The organism is Marinomonas rhizomae (assembly GCF_024397855.1).
Lineage (GTDB): Bacteria > Pseudomonadota > Gammaproteobacteria > Pseudomonadales > Marinomonadaceae > Marinomonas > Marinomonas rhizomae_A.
Genome location: NZ_CP073343.1, coordinates 1,163,570 through 1,181,523, shown reverse-complemented (window position 1 = coordinate 1,181,523; position 17,954 = coordinate 1,163,570). Strand labels below are relative to the sequence as shown.

Genomic DNA, 17,954 nt, shown 5'->3' with positions numbered 1-17,954 from the left:
TTATCGACCACCATAACGTCGTTGACGGTTTTGATAAGTTTGAATAGCCTCATCAAAATGTTTTTGACCAAAGTCCGGCCATAACACCGGAAGAAAAACAAATTCAGAGTAGGCTGTTTGCCACAATAAAAAGTTGCTAATTCGCTCTTCCCCCGAGGTTCGAATCAAAAGATCAGGCGCCGGCAAGTCTGCCAACTGCATATGCTCACCCAACAACTCTTCATCAATATTTTCTGGAGAAAGCTCACCTAACGCAACACGCTCTGCGATCGCTTTTGTCGCTTGAGCGATATCCCATCGACCACCGTAATTGGCTGCAATCACCAAAGTCATCTGGTCATTGTCTTTTGTTGCATCTTCGACATTCTTGATTTGCTTTTGCAAACCACTACTAAAGCTTGAAAGATCGCCTATCACTCTAAGTCTAATTTTGTGTTCATTTAATCGCTTAAACTCTTTTTTCAAAGAACGCATAAACAATGTCATTAAGCCATCGACTTCTAGCTTAGGACGTTTCCAGTTTTCACTAGAAAAAGCGAACAACGTCAACACCTTAACATCAGACCTAGCAGCGGCCTCAACCACACGTCGCACAGCTGACGCCCCTGCTGTATGACCAGCAATACTCGGAAGATGTTTTTTATTTGCCCAGCGATTATTACCATCCATAATGATGGCAATATGAGCTGGAACGACAGCTGAATTAAGATCAGCGCCATCCAATTCAGACATAGCGTTACCCTAGTCAATAAAAAAAGCGAGCCGAGGCTCGCCTTCTTCATTAAATTTCCATCAAGTCTTTTTCTTTTGCCGCAAGACGCTCTTCAACTAGCGCAACATGCTTGTCCGTAATTTTCTGAACCTGATCCTGTCCACGACGATCGTCGTCTTCAGAAATCTCTTTTTCTTTCACTAGGTCTTTCAAACTTCCGTTAGCATCACGGCGAATATTACGAATAGCAATACGGCCATTTTCAGCTTCGTTCTTTGCTTGTTTGAAGTAATTCTTACGAGTCTCTTCAGTTAGCGCAGGCATAGGAATTCGTATTAGATTGCCATTAGTCGCTGGGTTTAAGCCAAGATCAGATTTCATAATGGCTTTTTCAATTTCAGGGACTAAGTTATTTTCCCAAGGGGAAACCCCCAAAGTTCGTGCGTCTTCAACGGTAATGTTGGCCACTTGGCTTAACGGTGTTTCAGAACCGTAATAGTTCACTTTAACTGAATCTAGAATACTAGGGTGCGCACGGCCTGTACGGATTTTTTTGAATGCAGACTCTACAGAAGCAACAGCTTTGCCCATACGGTCTTCTGCATCTTTAAGAATTTCGTTAATCATAACTTCCTCACTTAATCAGTGTACCTTCACTGCCACCAACCATGATATTTACCAAGGCTCCCGGCTTATTCATATTAAATACGCGTATTGGCATACTGTGATCACGGGTCAAACATATTGCTGTTAAGTCCATGACACCTAATTGTTTTTCAAGAACTTCATCGTAGCCCAATGTATCATATTTCACCGCAGCAGGATCTTTCATTGGATCTGCGGAGTAAACACCGTCTACTTTCGTTGCTTTCAGTACGACATCCGCATCAATCTCAATACCGCGCAAACAAGCAGCAGAGTCAGTCGTAAAGAAAGGGTTGCCAGTACCAGCAGAGAAAATGAGCACATCACCTTCTTTCATCAAGCGCATGGCACGACGTCTATCATAAGGCTCAACGATACCAGTCATTGTGATTGCTGACATCACACGAGTTGCAATATTTGCACGCTCTAACGCATCACGCATAGCCAACGCATTCATTACCGTTGCCAACATCCCCATATGGTCACCAGTAACACGATCCATACCAGCCTGACTTAACGCCTGACCGCGGAACAAATTACCACCACCAATAACGATACCAACCTCAACCCCTATACCGCGCAACTGCCCAATCTCTAGGGCAATACGATTCAACACTTTAGGATCGATACCAAAGGACTCATCCCCCATCAAGGCTTCGCCGCTCAGCTTAAGCAAAATTCTTTTGTATTTTGGACTCTTTTCTTTTGGCATATCAACCTCCGGCAATGATTTCATATCTTGAGTAATTGAGGCTAATGTAGCCGACACTCATGTACTTGTCTTTCATAAAAAGGGGCAGTCAAGCTGCCCCTTTTTTTGCAAGACATTACAACTAGGAATTAACCTTTAAGTTGTGCTGCTACTTCTGCTGCAAAATCCACTTCAGCAACTTCAATACCTTCACCTACTTCAAGGCGAATGAATGAAGCTACCGTTGCGCCAGCGTCTTTTACTAACTGACCAACTTTGATTTCTGGGTTCTTAACAAAAGGCTGTTCAGTTAAGCTGTTTTCAGCCAAGAACTTCTTCATACGACCAACAATCATTTTATCAACGATTTCTGCTGGTTTACCAGCCATGTCTGGCTGCGCACGAACAATCTCTTCTTCTTTTGCAAGAACTTCAGCAGGCATATCTTCACCGCGAACAACGCGAGGAGATACAGCGGCAACGTGCATAGAAACATCTTTAGCCAGTTCCGCAGAACCACCTTCAAGCTGAGTCAATACAGCGATTTGGCCATTACCGTGAAGGTAACCACCTACTAAGCCACCCTCGATGATAACAGCACGACGAGGTGTGATGTTTTCACCAATTTTTTGGACCAAAGCTTCACGAGCTTCAAGCATTTCGCCTGAAATTACTTTCGCCATGTCAGTTTCTTTCGTTGCAAAAACAACGTCAGCTACTTTATTAGCGAAAGAAATAAAACCTTCGTCACGAGAAGCGAAGTCAGTTTCAGAGTTAACTTCAACCAAGACACCGTAAGATGAATCATCAGCTACACGCATAATGATTGTACCTTCAGCTGCAGTACGGCCCGCTTTTTTAGCTGCTTTCATGCCACTTGATTTACGTAGTTCTTCGATAGCCACTTCGATGTCAGCGTCAGCAGCGACAAGTGCTTTCTTACACTCCATCATGCCTAGGCCAGTACGATCACGTAACTCTTTTACCAATGCTGCAGATACTGCGGCCATGTTAAATCCTCTTTATACCAATTCAAATTTAAAAAAGGAGGTAAGAAACCTCCCTTTAGAAACCAGAACAAACTAGAAAGTTTGCTTACGCTTCAGTAGCTTCGCTTACTTCAACGAATTCGTCAGCAGTGCCAGCAGTCGCATTACGACCTTCAAGAACCGCATCAGCAAAAGCGCCAACGTACAATTGAACTGCACGAATCGCATCATCGTTAGCTGGGATGATGTAATCAACACCATCTGGATTACTGTTAGTATCAACGATACCGATAACAGGAATACCTAATTTGTTTGCTTCTTTAATTGCGATACGCTCATGATCAACGTCAACTACGAACAATACATCAGGAAGGCCGCCCATATCCTTGATACCACCCATAGAAAGCTCTAGTTTTTCAAGCTCACGAGTACGCATCAAAGCTTCTTTTTTAGTCAGCTTATCGAAAGTACCATCGGACATTTGAGTTTCAAGTTCACGAAGACGCTTGATAGATGCACGAATAGTTTTGTAGTTAGTCAACATACCACCTAACCAACGGTGGTTAACGTATGGCATACCAGAGCGAGCAGCTTGCTCTTTAATCGTTTTAGACGCAGCACGCTTAGTACCAACAAACAAAACCTTGTTCTTGTTTTCAGCCATTTTTTTAACAAGCTCTAGAGCATTGTTAAGAGCTGGAACAGTGTGCTCAAGGTTAATGATGTGGATCTTGTTACGAGCACCAAAAATGAAAGGCTTCATTTTTGGGTTCCAGTAACGAGTTTGGTGACCAAAGTGTGAACCAACCAATAATAGGTCGCGCATAGAAACTGTAGGCATTTTACTATCCTTTATATTTGGGTTATTTATGCTTACCAGCTAAAAGCGTCAGTCAAATAAGGTTTAAGGCAACCTAAGACACCCAAGACACTTTCTTTAGTAGCGGCAAGATCGTTGATTTAAGTTAATTAGCTTATTTTAGGCACAAGCCTAACAAGCCGGCGTTTTATACCACATTCAGGCAAAAACCAAAAGACTTGAACGTATTTTTTACACACCATCAGAGACACGTTTTTTTCAATTAGAGAGGCGATTCTGCCGCTCAAGTCATGTAGAATGTCCCGCAACGATATTATCGACCCAGATATAAACCTATTTAAGACATGTGAATTATGAGCAACGAAACCCTACAGAAAATTGAAGAGCTGACCAAAAATGGTCGAATAGAAGCACCTAGCTGGACACCACGCCCAGCGTCGACTCGCTTTACAGATATTAGCGATATAGAAGGTATGCGTACGGCAGGCAAACTGGCTGCTGACGTGCTGGTTATGCTAGAAGAATTTGTTGTTCCAGGCGCAACGACAGAGCAGCTAGACATTATTGCCCACAACTACATTATCGAAGTGCAAGGCGCAATCCCCGCCCCCTTAAACTACCATGGCTTCCCTAAGTCTTGCTGCACCTCTGTTAATGATGTTATCTGTCACGGCATCCCAAACGATAAAGCACTAAAAAAAGGTGATGTAGTCAATATCGACATTACCATTATAAAAGATGGGTATTACGGTGACACCAGTAAAATGTTTTTCGCAGGCCCAGCTCTACCTCATGCAGAGCGCTTAGCAAAAATCACTCAAGAGTGTCTCTACCTTGCTATCGACATGGTGAAACCAGGCACACGTCTTGGCGATATCGGCGCCGCTATTTCCGCCCATGCACACAAACACCATTACACAGTTGTGGAAGAATATTGCGGCCACGGTGTTGGAACGACATTTCACGGCGAACCACAAGTCGCTCATTACGGTAAAGCTGGCACTGGCGTTATGCTAGAAGAAGGAATGACTCTTACTATAGAGCCAATGATTAATGCGGGTAAAAAACAAGTTAAACACACCGGTCCAGATAATTGGATAGCTAAAACCAAAGATGGCCGCTTATCCGCTCAATATGAACATACTCTCCTTGTCACTGCTGAGGGGGTTGAAGTGCTTACCCGTCGACCAGAGGAAACGCGCTTCTCTTAAGAGGGGCGCATTTCTTAAGAATAGTTTAACAATCTTTTGCACGCACACTTAACAATCACTTATTCTTCGAGGCTATTGTATGGACTTCCCTGCTTTTCCAGACGCTCCGCCACTTCTGACACAGGAAGAGAAACACGAGCTAGCAAAAGCAAACTGCTCTGTTTCACATTACAAAGCCATCATTGAAGAAAAAACCTACAGCTATAATGATCTTTTTCACTCTCTGTATCCCATTGAAAAACTCGTTAAAGGCCTTTCCTGTTTCTACGACGAAATCATGCAAGCCGCATGGATATCGAAGGGATTAGATAACGAAGCTCATGTCAGCCTTGTTGCCGTTGGTGGATATGGCCGCGGAGAATTGCACCCTAAATCTGATATTGACCTATTGATTTTAATAGAGAATGAAACATCTGCACCAAAAGATAAACTTGAAGCTTTTATTACCTTTCTTTGGGACATCAATTTAGATGTCGGCCATAGCGTCCGCACCATTGATGAATGCACAGAGATGGCAGCCAAAGACATTACCGTCATCACTAACTTAATTGAGTCACGCACACTCATCGGACCAATTAACTTATTAGCCACACTAAAACTTCACGTTGATATATCTCAGATGTGGGATGGCCACTCTTTTTACCAAGCTAAATTAGCCGAGCAAAAACAGCGCCACGCAAAATATCAAAACACAGCATACAACTTAGAACCCAACCTAAAAGAATGTCCTGGCGGCCTAAGGGATATGCAAGTCATCGACTGGGTTGCTAAACGTCACTTACACACCCATAGACTTAGCGCCCTCATCGAAAAAGAGTTTTTATCGGAAGATGAATACATACAACTAAAAGGCGCTGTTAGTCACCTTTGGAGAGTTCGCTGGGCTCTACACATGGTCGCAGGACGCAAAGAAGATCGACTACTTTTTGACCATCAACGCACCCTAACCAAATTATTTGGATTTGACGATGATGACCTGAAGCGAAACGTTGAACGCTTCATGCAAGGCTATTATCAAAGCGTTGCCGCAATTCAACAACTTAACGACTTGCTCCTCCAACACTTTGAAGAGTCTTTTTTAGCCAAAGATGCGATTAATACGGTAGAAGTCATTAATGATCACTTTCAAATTGCCAACGGCCAACTTGAAGCTCGCTCTGCGACACTGTTCAACGACACACCTTCCAGCATGCTGGAGTTGTACGTTTTATTTGGCGCTCACGAAAACATAAAAGGCATTCGCGCCAACACAATGCGACAACTTCGCGATAGCCTAGACCTTATTGATGACGACTATAGAAACAACAAAGTAAATACCGATCTATTCCTCGATATAATAGCCAGTCGTTATCGACTCACCAGCATTTTAAGATCGATGAAACACCTAGGACTACTTGGCCGATATTTACCCGAGTTTGGGGCAATCATTGGACAAATGCAGCACGACTTGTTTCATATTTATACAGTTGATGCACACACACTACAGCTAGTCGAAAACTTACGCCGCCTCTGGCTCCCAGAATTTAAGCAAAAATTCCCTATTTCTGCACAGGCCATCCGTCACGTTGCGAAAGTTGAGCTCCTGTACATAGCTGGCTTATACCATGACATAGCGAAAGGCCGAGGTGGCGACCACTCAGAGCTAGGCTGCGTTGATGCACAAGCTTTTTGCGAGCGCCACGGACTGTCAAAGCAAGACACCGACCTTGTCGTTTGGCTAGTAAGAAACCACCTATTCATGTCAGTAACTGCGCAACGCAAAGACATCTCTGATCCAGAAGTTATTTGGGAGTTTGCCAGCTACGTAAAAGATCAAGAACGCTTAGATTATTTATTTATACTTACTGTTGCCGACATCAACGCAACCAACCCAACGATGTGGAACAGTTGGCGGGCCTCTCTTATGCGCCAGCTGTATTTAGAAACCAAACGCGCACTTCGCCGTGGCTTGGACTTTCCAATTGATGCTGACATGATAAGTGACGAGCACAAACAACGCGCTCTGGAAATTATGATCGAGCGTAATGTAGACATAATGGAAGCCGAAACAATTTGGGAAACCATAGAAGACGAGTACTTTATTCGCTCAAACGGCGACGAAATTGCTTGGAATACCGAAGCCATTTTGCGCCACAGACCCAGTGATAAGCCATTAATCGCCATCACACCATTAGGCGGTCGAAACTTCTCAGGTGCCAGCAAAATTTTCATCTATACCTTAATCAGTAAGCACCTGTTTGCAGTGACAGCCGCGACGTTTGAGCAGCTTGGCCTTACTATTTTAGATGCCAAAATAAGCCACACCACGAACAACTACAGCTTAGACAGCTTTGTTGTTATGGACAGCAACGACAGCGATACAAACCTACACCTAGATAAAGAACGCATCACTCTTATTCGTAAAACATTGATGGAACAACTGGAAACCCCATCTCTTTATGAAAGTGTTGTTCAACGTCACACACCGAGAATTTTAAAAATATTCAACTCTCCATCGACAGCTCACTTTGTCAGCCAACCAGAAGAAGTTTGGTCAGCTCTTGAGATAACCGCCCCAGACAGACCCGGCTTACTAGCCTTGGTGGGACAGTTTTTTATGAATCAGAACATCATGCTTCATAAGGCAAAGATTGCCACGCTAGGAGAGCGCGTAGAAGATACCTTCTACATCACCGAAGAAAATGGTGACCTTATTACAGACCCTGAAACCATGAATAAAATTTGCACCCTTTTAAAAGAGAAAATAGACCGTTTTTCTCAAGCGATGGACTAAAGACCAATGAACCCTCTTATACATTCTTTGCACCCATACCCTTTCCAAAAGCTTGCAGAGCTTATAGAAGGGTTGACTCCAAACCCAGAAAAGCCGCTGATCAAACTAACGATTGGAGAGCCGCAACATGATGCTCCAGCCATCGTCCTTGAAACACTAGCCAATAGCCTTGGTGGTGTGAGCAAGTACCCAAGCACCAAAGGCGAACCCCCACTAAGAGACGCCATTAGCAAATGGGCAAAACGTCGCTTCCATTTGGAAAAACTCGACCCTGATACAGAAATACTACCTGTAACAGGAACAAGAGAAGCCCTGTTCGCCATTACCCAAACACTGGTTGGAGAAAAGCAAAACCCTCTCGTTGTTAGCCCAAACCCCTTTTACCAAATTTACGAAGGTGCTGGCATTCTTGCGGGAGCCGACCTGCACTTTTTACCTTGCGGGTCAGAAACTAACTACAAAGTAGATTATCAACTTGTCGATGACGCTACTTGGCAGCGCTGTGAAGTTTTATTCGTTTGCTCCCCTAACAACCCTAGCGGCAGTATCACAACATTAGAGGAATACGCTTACCTAATAGAGAAAGCCAAAACCTTTAACTTTACTATTGTCGCTGACGAATGTTATTCCGAAATTTATTTTGGCGATCAAGCCCCATTAGGATTATTAGAAGCCTGTGATATATTGGGACATAAAGATTATAAACACTGCCTAATCTTCCAATCCCTATCAAAACGCTCTAACTTACCAGGCCTTCGATCTGGCTTTGTTGCTGGCGATGCCACTATCCTCAAGCCATTTCTTCTATACCGAACCTACCAAGGCTGCGCGATGCCAATTCATCACCAAGATGCTTCGGTTGCCGCTTGGAACGACGAAGAACATGTCATTAAAAATCGTGAGATTTACACACGTAAATTTGATTCAGTTTTAGAAATATTATCTCCTATTATGCCAATATCTAAACCTGAAGCCGGTTTTTACCTTTGGCCAGAACTCAGCATGAGCGATGAAGAGTTCTGTACTGCTTTGTATCAGGAAGAATCGGTTTTAGTACTGCCAGGCAGCTATTTAGGACGTGCAGTAGAAGGCATTAACCCTGGTAGCCACCATGTACGCATGGCACTAGTCGCAGAAGAATCTGAATGCGTTGAGGCAGCTAAAAGAATTAGAGACTTCCTCAGTCGCAGATAACCCCTTAGCAACCCCCTTTAGACAGATAACTCAGTTGGAGAATCACATGAGTAATACAATTTTCGCGTTCGGTCTTGGTATCGGATCACAAAACAAAGAAGGCAACTGGCTAGAAGTATTCTACTCAGCGCCAAGCCTAAACGTAGAAAAAAGCACCCTAGATGCACTTTTAGAAAGCACAAACTACGAAGGCGGTAACAGTACGCTAGTGTTAGATGAAAGCGATCTAAACCGCTTGCACATGAGCCTTCTAAAAGCAGGCAATATCGAACAAGCAGAATTAGCCTCTCGCCTCAAAGCCTCTACTAAGCCTGTTATTCTTTGCGTTCTAGCAACGGATGAAGCACCAACAAGCCCAGCTGAAGTTTACCTAAAGCTTCAACTAATCTCGCATCGTTTAGTTACACCTCACAACACTGTGCTGGATGGCATGTTTGGCCTATTAATCAATACCGCATGGACAAGCGAAGGCCCTATCGACGTTCGTGAACTTGCTGATCGCCAATTAAGCGCCCGTATGGAAGGACGTACCATCGAAGTATTCAGCGTTGATAAATTCCCTAAAATGCTAAACTTCATTGTCCCTACAGGCATCCGCGTTGGCGATGCAGCACGTGTTCGTTTAGGTGCACACCTAGCAGAAGGCACAACGGTTATGCACGAAGGCTTTGTTAACTTCAATGCAGGAACGCTTGGTAACAGCATGGTCGAAGGTCGTATTTCTGCTGGTGTTGTTGTAGGTAACGGTTCTGACCTTGGCGGCGGCTGCTCTACTATGGGAACCCTGTCTGGCGGCGGCAACATTGTCATCGCTGTTGGCGAAAAATGTTTGATCGGTGCGAATGCCGGTATAGGTATTGGCCTTGGTGATCGCTGTATCGTTGAGTCAGGCCTTTATATTACTGCAGGCTCTAAAGTTGCTGTTCTTGATGAAAACAACCAAGTTGTTTCCACTGTAAAAGCCCGTGAACTTTCTGGTCAATCTGATCTATTGTTCCGCCGCAATTCTGCGACAGGCGCAATTGAATGCAAAACCAATAAAACGGCTATTGAACTGAACGAAGCACTGCACGCTCATAACTAATAGTAAGTCCAAAAACGCCATTTTGATTAAACAGCAAAATGGCGTATTAGGAGAACACAATATGATTAAAGTATTTGGCATCAAAAACTGCGATACCATGAAAAAAGCTTTTCGCTGGCTAGATGAAAACAACGTGGAATACAGCTTCCATGACTACAAAAAACAAGGTCTAGACGAAGCCACAGCAAAAGAATGGGTCGATAAGCTAGGTTGGGAAAACGTAATCAATAAACGTGGAACGACTTGGCGCAAACTGGACGAAGAAACAAAGAGCACAATGGACAACAATAATGCTGTCAATACTATGCTCTCAAACACATCCATTATTAAACGCCCACTCTTAGTGGCGGCCGATAACGAAATATATTTAGGGTTTAACCCTGAAGAGTATGCTCAGCAATTACTCTAACGAAGAACTGGAGTATAAATGCGAGGCTGTTCTCGTCGCTGCTGCGACATAGGCGTTACGGTTGGCGTGTAGCCAGAAGATGAGTTATCTGAACGGATAACTGGCACAAAATAGGACTCCTGAATGACAGGTTGCTGAAATAGGCTACAACCAGCGGAAATCAAACCCAAAAAAACAACAACACCTAACTTCATAACCCCACCTTTATTTGAATCTCCTGTTATAGTAACAGAATCTTCCATAAGGTAGCGAAAACCAACACAAAGGTAAAGAATGTCTGACTTGTCTCCTACACTAAAACTTGCCATGGATCTTATTTCACGCCCTTCTGTGACCCCAGAAGATGCAGGCTGCCAAGATCTGATGATAGAGCGATTAAAAAACATTGGTTTTGAAATCGAATACATGCCTTTTGGGGAAGTTAAAAACTTTTACGCAAAGCGCGGTAATACTGGCCCTAATCTATGTTTTGCAGGACATACTGATGTCGTGCCAACTGGCCCAGAAGCCGAGTGGAAAGTCCCACCATTTGCCCCGGCCATTGTAGACGGTATGCTGTTCGGTCGTGGCGCGGCCGACATGAAAGGCAGCCTTGCCGCCATGGTAACGGCAGTGGAAGATTTTGTTGCCAAGCACCCAGACCACCAAGGTCAAATCTCTTTTTTGATCACCAGCGACGAAGAAGGCCCTTTCGTTGATGGCACCACTAGAGTCGTTGATGCCTTAATGGCACGCAACGAAAAAGTAGACTGGTGTATCGTTGGCGAACCTTCAAGCACCAAAACACTGGGTGATATTATCAAAAATGGCCGTCGAGGCTCATTCAGCGGTGACCTAACCGTTTACGGTAAACAAGGTCATGTTGCTTATCCACACCTAGCAGAAAACCCAATTCATTTAGCGGCACCAGCGCTTACTGAAATGGCAAGCGCGCATTGGGATGATGGCAATGACTTTTTCCCACCGACCAGTTTCCAAGTTTCGAATATTCACTCAGGAACAGGTGCTACCAATGTTGTTCCGGGCAAATTAAACGCTCAATTTAATTTCCGCTTCTCTTCTGAGCTAGACTTTGATGCACTCAAAATTCGCGTTCTTGAAATTTTGGACAAACATAATTTACGCTACGATATTGAGTGGACATACAATGGCCTACCTTTTTTAACTCGCCCTGGCGAATTAGTAGATGCGATAGTTGACGCCGTTCAATCAACGGTCAATATCACTCCCGAATTATCCACTTCAGGTGGCACTTCCGATGGCCGGTTCATTGCCAAAATGGGTACGCAGGTTGTCGAACTTGGTCCGATTAACGCGACAATCCATCAAATTAACGAATGCGTCGACGCCGAGAGCATAAACCAACTTTCAGTGGTTTATGCCCGAATACTTGAGAATCTTTTTACTACAAAATAGCCCAAAATAAAGTAATCCGTGAGAGTATAAACCAACACCCAAATGAAGAATGCCATACATAAACTAGCCATGAAGCTGGGCAATAACCCTAGAGCTGCTTTAATCAAGATGATACAAGGCGGATTAATTTTCGTCTTTGGCGTTTTGGTACTTATGGTGGCAGATCGTGTTGTTGTTGAGTCTCTAGCTCAAGAGATCATGGCATTATTTGGACTGATACTTGCGGGTTGCGGCGTGCTATGGACGCTCATTGGCTATTTATCAATGAGCGTCCTCAGAATTTACCACATGATTAAAAAGAAGGATTAGAACGATGCAAGCCGACATTGAAATATATGTATTGTCCTGCCCGACAGAAAACATCATTTCCTGGCTAGAAAACACCTTTACTCTAGTCAAAAAAAGCAGCCCTTCGGCACTCTGCTCAAAATTAACCTTAGCATCAAATGATCACGAAATTGAGGTGACTATTTTAGAGCAGGCAGCGGGCAAGCGCTTCACCTCTATCTGGTTCGACTCAGATAAAACCCCTTGGGAAGACGATATCACTTGTGCCAAGCAAGCATTCAAATCCCTAAATTGCGAAGTGCGTTGCAACTTTCAAGGATGGGAAGAAGAAGGCAACCAAGACCCAGACCAATGGTGGCGAATTAATAGCCATGAAGAAGGCCCGTTCATCTGGAACTAAAGGCGCCATAAACGTAAACACGCTACACAGAAACAATTATAGAGACCCAACACATGCAAATTACACTTCTTAAAGGCAAACTACACATGGCTAGCGTTACCCAAGCGGAGCTTTGGTATGACGGCTCCTGCGCCATAGATAAGGACCTTGTAGAACTCGCTGGCTTTCGAGAGTTTGAACAAATCGATATCTACAACGTCGACAATGGCGAACGCTTTCATACGTACGTAATCTTAGCCGAGTCAGGCTCAGGCACTATTTCTATGAATGGCGCTGCCGCTAGAAAAGTACAAGTGGGCGATCGAGTCATCATTGCCGCTTATGGTCAAATGGATGAAGCTCAAGCCGATGAATTCAAGCCCAAATTAGTCTACCTAAACAAAGACAACAGTGTAGAAAGAACAACCAACACTATTGCTATGCAAAAAGACTAGACCAGACTTTCTGGATTTAAGAGCCAAAACTTTTTTACAAAGACAAAAAAAGGCCGCTTCCGATCAACTCAGAAGCGGCCTTTTTTATCATTATCAAATTACGATAATACAGCCAAAGCCGCTTCGTAATCAGGCTCATCAGCCGTTTCAGCAACTTGTTCTGTGTAAATTACAGAACCCTTTTCATCCAATACCACAACAGCACGAGACAAAAGACCAGTAAGAGGTCCCGTTGCAAAAGCAAGGCCGTAATCAGCGCCAAATGTTGAACGGAAAGTAGATCCTGTATCAACATTATCGATACCCTCAGCACCACAAAAACGCGCTGCAGCAAAAGGCAAGTCAGCCGACACACAAATGACGTTAACACCTTTTAGTGACGCTGCGGACTCATTGAATTTACGCACAGATGTTGCACAAGTTGGCGTATCAACAGAAGGAAAGATATTTAGCACCAATTTAGCGCCTTCATAATCCGCCAATGTAGCGACAGACAAATCCGTTTTGACAAGCTCAAACGCTGGCGCGACAGAACCCACTGCAGGAAGGGAACCTACTGTCTCAAAAGAGTTACCTTTTAATGTTACAGTTGCCATAAAAACCTCTTAAATCGAATAAAAGAATTAACCGCGGATTATAGATACATTTTCAGCTTGCTTGCCTTTCTCACCTTCAGTGACATAAAAGCGAACCAACTGACCTTCAACCAAAAAGCGGCGACCACGACCACGAATAGCACGGTAATGAACAAACACATCATCACCATTTTCCATGGTTAAAAAACCAAAACCTTTAGAGGAGTTAAACCACTTAACCGTTCCTTGCTCACGATCATCATCTTCATCTTCTTCAGACTCAGAATCAAATCCAGCAGAACTGGTCTGGCTTACCATAGCACCGACAAAAACAGACACTAGAAAAAAGCCAAAATATACTAGGTAATTTGTGCCTATCTCTTCTTTCAATACCAAAGCTAAAAGCAAAGGCACAATCAAAGCAATAACAAGGCTAACTATAAATGTGCGCAACGAAAACAAACCGGAACCAACAGAAGACCCTTTATTACGCGAAACATTATCCTGATGATCATTCATAACAGTATATCTCTTATTAAATTAAATATTATTGTGAAGCAGACTAATTCCCTAACAGAAATCAAGCCTGTATTAGTAAAACGTGAATAAATGAATATTTTTACTAAACTCTTGCTGAAATCGCCATGTGAAGCTAAAGAAGATAGTAGTAAAATACTCAACTTCTTATGAGAGCAATTTTCACGCCACTCTTACACGTAAACTGACCAATACTTACGTCATGTTTTTGTATAGAATCGCTCATTAAATACGAATTTAGCCTACTAAGGTTAACACACAGAAGGTATCTATGAACACCTCACAAATCAATCAACGTATTGACGAATTAGAATTCAAACTGCAATTTCAAGAAGATACGATTGATAGTTTAAATCAGGCGCTTATCAGCCAACAAAAAGACATGCTATTAATGAAAGAAAAATTGGTTCAGTTAGGCAATAAGCTAGAGTCTTATCGCCAACAGCAACCTATTCACGATGGTGATCGACCACCGCATTATTAATAGCCGGTGCGTTAAACAGAGGGAGAATCGAGTGATTTTAATACGTAAATATCAAATCGCCCAGACTTACCCTCTAATTGGTAGGTTGGCTCAGTATTATCTAAAAATGGAGCGCCTTTAGGGCGTTTCACAACAACTCGATATTCCGCTAAACGCAACGCATAAGTCAGCAAGTTATCAGCATCTAGATCCTTACCTACTAGATCCCTAAAGAAAGCCATTTCTTTTTTAGCAGCCGCTGAGGATTTATCTGTGTGTGGGTACATAGGGTCCAAATACACAACATCAAACCTCTCTTGTACATCGATACCAGCAATATCCGTCTCGAGCAATGACATCTTAGCGACAATTTCAGCCACCTCATGATGAAAAGACGCTCTATACAAACCATCTTTTAACATGGCACGTACAAAACCCACCCGTTCGCACAAGGAAACAGAACAACCTAAGCAGGCCAATACAAAAGCATCGCGCCCCAAACCGGCCGTCGCATCCAGTACAGATAAGCTTGCGCGCTTATTAAGCCCAACTGCTTTAGCAATATCTTGGCCTTTCCCCCCTCCGAACCGCCTTCTGTGATCGACAGCCCCGGAGGTAAAGTCCACATAAACAGGCTTCGGAGCCCCTTTACCTGTTTTAGCCACCGCAATCCCATCCGGCGTTATTAATAACAGATAATCAATTTTAGAAACAAACTTGAGAGGCTCATGCAAAGACATAAAATCAAGATTTAATGACTTAGCCAATAAGCGAGACTCCGATTCCAAAGACTTATCAGTTGTCGCAACAGCAATGGAATTAAGCAAAAGTCTCTCCAAAAAATATCATTAAACAAAAACAAAAACCGCGCCACCACATAACAATAACGCCAAATAAAACGGATATTTATATGACTACAAATAGAAAAAGCTTCTAAACATTAGAAGCTTTTCACATTAACTAAAGAAGTCCATTCACTGCATCCATTACCAAGCACTCAACCTAAATAAAGAGCCTCGAGCAACTAGAGGTAAACAATTAACAAAAGTATGACACCTAAGACTAACCTGTAGACAAAAAACGGAAAAAAACCGATTTTATTAAGCCATTTTAGGAAAAGATAAATACATAGATAAGCACTGATCGCTGATAAAATAACCCCCATTAGGATACTCACCCAATCAACGTCAATATTTGACGTTACCAGCTCAATCGACTTCAAACCACCAGCGGCCAAAATAAGAGGGATAGATAATAGGAACGAAAACCGTGCCGCACACTCTCGACTAAAACCAAGAAACCGAGCCGCCGTCATCGTAATACCAGAACGTGAAGTTCCTGGTATTAAAGCTAAAGCTTGAGCTAAGCCAATATACAGAACATTTTTTAGTCCAAAATCTTGCTCACTCTTGTTGGAAGAGCCATATCGATCAGATAACCAAAGCAAAACACCAAAACCAATCGTGGTGTAAGCAATCACTTCCAAAGAACGCAAGTGAGTACTAATAAAATCATCAAACACCAAACCTGCCACACACGCCGGCAAGGTCGCAAGGCAAATCCACCAAGCCAAGCGACTATCAGTTGTTGAACGCTTATCTCTAATGGAAACTAACCAAGCCACCACGATTTGCACGATGTCTTTTCTAAAATATCCAACGATGGCAATTAAGGTTCCTACATGCACGGCAACATCAAACGCTAAGCCCTGATCAGGCCAATGCAACAATTGCGCAGGAAGTATTAAATGAGCAGAACTTGAAATAGGCAGAAATTCTGTTAACCCTTGAATAACGGCCAAAAAGACAATGTGATACCACAACATATATTTAACGCTTCCCTATACGTGGAGCCTGTTTTTCCCAGCTTATTTCATCCCTTAAATACGTTGGAATAGCGTCATAGGAAGACAGCATTTCACCTTTCTGAAATTCCAACATGGCCAACTCCGCAATACAAGCGGCACGAGGTGCTAAATCAGTTAAAATATGAGCAGGAAGAATAGGCAGCAAAGGTGTTAAAACATCTTCGTAGCACCAGCCAGAACCAACACCATCAAAGTTAATTGAAAACGCAGACAATGCCGCAGGCTTAACCACGCACTCAGCAATTAAAGGCTCTATTTCGTAGCGCCCTTCTACTTTATTGACACGGTAACCACCCATATAGATTTCACCCATACGAGCATCAAGGGCAGCCAGCCAATTATTTTGCCCCGTTTTCTGAAATCCTTCCAACGACAAAGCCGCAAGTGTAGAAATAGGAATAACCGGCAAATCTGCACCAAAAGCGAGCCCCTGTACAACGCCTGCACTAATTCTAAGCCCGGTAAATGAACCAGGACCTCGCCCAAAAGCGATAGCGTCAATATCAGATAAACTCAAACCTGCTTGACTAAGAATCTGATCAACCATGGGTAAAATCAAATCATTATGGAGACGTGGAGCCATGCGAAAATCTTCCAACACGACCCCGTCAATATTCAACGCCACCGAACACGCTGGCGTTGATGTATCTAATGCTAAAATAACCGTCATTGAATAATTAAGCCTTTAAAGACGCTAATAGGCTTTGCTTAATCTCATTCAAATCGCCAATACCATTAACTTTGACAAACTTAGGCGCTGTTGCGCTGTCTGCTTTTAGCCAATCTTGGTAATAACCAATTAGTGGCGCGGTTTGATCGTGGTATACACCTAAGCGAAGACGAACTGTTTCTTCTGTATCGTCTGCACGCTGCACAAGGTCATCCCCTGTCACATCGTCCTTACCTTCTACTTTAGGCGGATTGTAAACAACATGATAAGTTCGGCCAGAAGCTTCGTGCACACGACGTCCGCTCATGCGCTTGACGATTTCTTCATCAGCCACATCAATTTCAACAACGTAGTCAATTTTCACACCAGCTTCTTTCAAAGCATCAGCTTGAGGAATAGTGCGTGGAAAACCATCAAACAAAGCGCCATTGGTACAGTCGTCTTGCGTCAGACGCTCTTTAACTAAACCAATAATAATATCATCAGAAACAAGTTGCCCTGCGTCCATAACCGCTTTGGCTTTTAAGCCCATCTCACTTCCAGCTTTTACGGCCGCACGCAGCATATCTCCAGTAGAGATCTGCGGGATACCAAACTCTTCCGTGATAAATTGAGCCTGAGTACCTTTACCAGCGCCTGGCGCACCTAATAATATTACTCGCATAAAAAGTCTCCAAAAGACAGCGTTAACTGAATAGCAAGGATGCCCAACACAATGCTTCTTCAACGTACACTTAAGCACGGCAGCAGAGTGTCCAGACAAACCAATTGCATAC

At 43.3% G+C, this 17,954-nt stretch carries 22 protein-coding genes; 10 read left to right on the top strand and 12 right to left on the bottom strand.

Features of this window, described 5'->3' with window-relative positions:
• The 5 genes from uppS to rpsB all read right to left on the bottom strand — a co-directional run bounded on the left by uppS (position 1) and on the right by rpsB (position 3,878).
• Positions 1 to 732 (bottom strand): polyprenyl diphosphate synthase, encoded by a 732-nt coding sequence (uppS, locus tag KDW99_RS05490; RefSeq protein ID WP_255828292.1) that lies wholly within the window; start codon positions 730 to 732, stop codon positions 1 to 3.
• 49 nt (positions 733 to 781) lie between these two features.
• Positions 782 to 1,339, bottom strand: coding sequence for a ribosome recycling factor (gene frr, locus KDW99_RS05485; RefSeq protein WP_255828291.1), 558 nt, complete (start codon positions 1,337 to 1,339; stop codon positions 782 to 784).
• A 7-nt stretch (positions 1,340 to 1,346) separates the two neighbouring features.
• The gene (pyrH, locus tag KDW99_RS05480) at positions 1,347 to 2,069 is read right to left on the bottom strand and encodes a UMP kinase (protein WP_113917277.1); all 723 of its coding nucleotides are present in this window, start codon (positions 2,067 to 2,069) and stop codon (positions 1,347 to 1,349) included.
• 128 nt (positions 2,070 to 2,197) lie between these two features.
• Entirely contained in the window at positions 2,198 to 3,058 is an 861-nt protein-coding gene (gene tsf / locus KDW99_RS05475) for a translation elongation factor Ts (protein WP_255828290.1), read from the bottom strand.
• Positions 3,059 to 3,143: 85 nt separating this feature from the next.
• Positions 3,144 to 3,878, bottom strand: a complete 735-nt coding sequence (gene rpsB, locus KDW99_RS05470) for a 30S ribosomal protein S2 (RefSeq protein ID WP_012068986.1) — start codon at positions 3,876 to 3,878, stop codon at positions 3,144 to 3,146.
• Between the two features lie 332 nt (positions 3,879 to 4,210).
• Between rpsB and map the strand changes: the two genes are divergently transcribed.
• The 5 genes from map (at position 4,211) to KDW99_RS05445 (ending at position 10,528) form a co-directional block, all read left to right on the top strand.
• The gene (map, locus tag KDW99_RS05465; protein ID WP_255828289.1) at positions 4,211 to 5,068 is read left to right on the top strand and encodes a type I methionyl aminopeptidase; all 858 of its coding nucleotides are present in this window, start codon (positions 4,211 to 4,213) and stop codon (positions 5,066 to 5,068) included.
• 79 nt (positions 5,069 to 5,147) lie between these two features.
• Positions 5,148 to 7,841: a [protein-PII] uridylyltransferase gene (gene glnD, locus KDW99_RS05460; RefSeq protein WP_255828288.1), complete on the top strand. Its 2,694-nt coding sequence runs from the start codon at positions 5,148 to 5,150 to the stop codon at positions 7,839 to 7,841.
• Positions 7,842 to 7,847: 6 nt separating this feature from the next.
• Entirely contained in the window at positions 7,848 to 9,035 is a 1,188-nt protein-coding gene (gene dapC / locus KDW99_RS05455) for a succinyldiaminopimelate transaminase (protein ID WP_255828287.1), read from the top strand.
• Between the two features lie 46 nt (positions 9,036 to 9,081).
• A complete protein-coding gene (gene dapD / locus KDW99_RS05450) occupies positions 9,082 to 10,119 on the top strand; it encodes a 2,3,4,5-tetrahydropyridine-2,6-dicarboxylate N-succinyltransferase (RefSeq protein ID WP_255828286.1) in 1,038 nt (345 codons plus the stop codon).
• Between the two features lie 61 nt (positions 10,120 to 10,180).
• A complete protein-coding gene (locus tag KDW99_RS05445; RefSeq protein ID WP_255828285.1) occupies positions 10,181 to 10,528 on the top strand; it encodes an ArsC family reductase in 348 nt (115 codons plus the stop codon).
• Here the strand turns inward: KDW99_RS05445 and KDW99_RS05440 are convergent.
• Positions 10,525 to 10,722 carry a hypothetical protein gene (locus KDW99_RS05440; protein ID WP_113917269.1) on the bottom strand — a complete coding sequence of 66 codons (198 nt, stop codon included), beginning with the start codon at positions 10,720 to 10,722 and terminating at the stop codon, positions 10,525 to 10,527. The genes KDW99_RS05445 and KDW99_RS05440 overlap by 4 nt on opposite strands.
• A 79-nt stretch (positions 10,723 to 10,801) precedes the next feature.
• Between KDW99_RS05440 and dapE the strand changes: the two genes are divergently transcribed.
• Genes dapE through panD form a run of 4 tightly spaced genes read left to right on the top strand, consistent with a single transcriptional unit; the run spans position 10,802 to position 13,066 of the window.
• Positions 10,802 to 11,944, top strand: a complete 1,143-nt coding sequence (gene dapE, locus KDW99_RS05435) for a succinyl-diaminopimelate desuccinylase (RefSeq protein ID WP_255828284.1) — start codon at positions 10,802 to 10,804, stop codon at positions 11,942 to 11,944.
• A gap of 42 nt (positions 11,945 to 11,986) precedes the next feature.
• On the top strand, positions 11,987 to 12,253 hold the full coding sequence (locus KDW99_RS05430) for a hypothetical protein (protein WP_255828283.1): 267 nt from the start codon (positions 11,987 to 11,989) through the stop codon (positions 12,251 to 12,253).
• 4 nt (positions 12,254 to 12,257) lie between these two features.
• Entirely contained in the window at positions 12,258 to 12,632 is a 375-nt protein-coding gene (locus tag KDW99_RS05425) for a hypothetical protein (protein ID WP_255828282.1), read from the top strand.
• Between the two features lie 53 nt (positions 12,633 to 12,685).
• Complete coding sequence (panD, locus tag KDW99_RS05420) at positions 12,686 to 13,066, top strand: aspartate 1-decarboxylase (protein ID WP_255828281.1); 381 nt, start codon at positions 12,686 to 12,688, stop codon at positions 13,064 to 13,066.
• A gap of 98 nt (positions 13,067 to 13,164) precedes the next feature.
• Here the strand turns inward: panD and tpx are convergent, their stop codons facing one another.
• Together tpx and KDW99_RS20475 are read right to left on the bottom strand one after the other, a co-directional pair.
• On the bottom strand, positions 13,165 to 13,662 hold the full coding sequence (gene tpx / locus KDW99_RS05415) for a thiol peroxidase (protein ID WP_255828280.1): 498 nt from the start codon (positions 13,660 to 13,662) through the stop codon (positions 13,165 to 13,167).
• 27 nt (positions 13,663 to 13,689) lie between these two features.
• A complete protein-coding gene (locus tag KDW99_RS20475; protein ID WP_304941379.1) occupies positions 13,690 to 14,160 on the bottom strand; it encodes a cold-shock protein in 471 nt (156 codons plus the stop codon).
• A gap of 289 nt (positions 14,161 to 14,449) precedes the next feature.
• Here KDW99_RS20475 and KDW99_RS05405 point away from each other — a divergent pair, with 289 nt between their 5' ends.
• Positions 14,450 to 14,662 carry a SlyX family protein gene (locus KDW99_RS05405; RefSeq protein ID WP_255828279.1) on the top strand — a complete coding sequence of 71 codons (213 nt, stop codon included), beginning with the start codon at positions 14,450 to 14,452 and terminating at the stop codon, positions 14,660 to 14,662.
• Positions 14,663 to 14,673: 11 nt separating this feature from the next.
• On the opposite strand, the gene KDW99_RS05400 is transcribed toward KDW99_RS05405, so the two are convergent.
• The 4 genes from KDW99_RS05400 to adk form a co-directional block, all read right to left on the bottom strand.
• Positions 14,674 to 15,468 (bottom strand): class I SAM-dependent methyltransferase, encoded by a 795-nt coding sequence (locus KDW99_RS05400; RefSeq protein WP_255828278.1) that lies wholly within the window; start codon positions 15,466 to 15,468, stop codon positions 14,674 to 14,676.
• A 197-nt stretch (positions 15,469 to 15,665) separates the two neighbouring features.
• Positions 15,666 to 16,466, bottom strand: a complete 801-nt coding sequence (locus tag KDW99_RS05395; protein ID WP_255828277.1) for an undecaprenyl-diphosphate phosphatase — start codon at positions 16,464 to 16,466, stop codon at positions 15,666 to 15,668.
• 4 nt (positions 16,467 to 16,470) lie between these two features.
• Positions 16,471 to 17,178 carry a tRNA (adenosine(37)-N6)-threonylcarbamoyltransferase complex dimerization subunit type 1 TsaB gene (gene tsaB / locus KDW99_RS05390; RefSeq protein WP_255828276.1) on the bottom strand — a complete coding sequence of 236 codons (708 nt, stop codon included), beginning with the start codon at positions 17,176 to 17,178 and terminating at the stop codon, positions 16,471 to 16,473.
• Between the two features lie 7 nt (positions 17,179 to 17,185).
• A complete protein-coding gene (gene adk, locus KDW99_RS05385; RefSeq protein WP_255828275.1) occupies positions 17,186 to 17,842 on the bottom strand; it encodes an adenylate kinase in 657 nt (218 codons plus the stop codon).
• Positions 17,843 to 17,954: the final 112 nt, after the last annotated feature.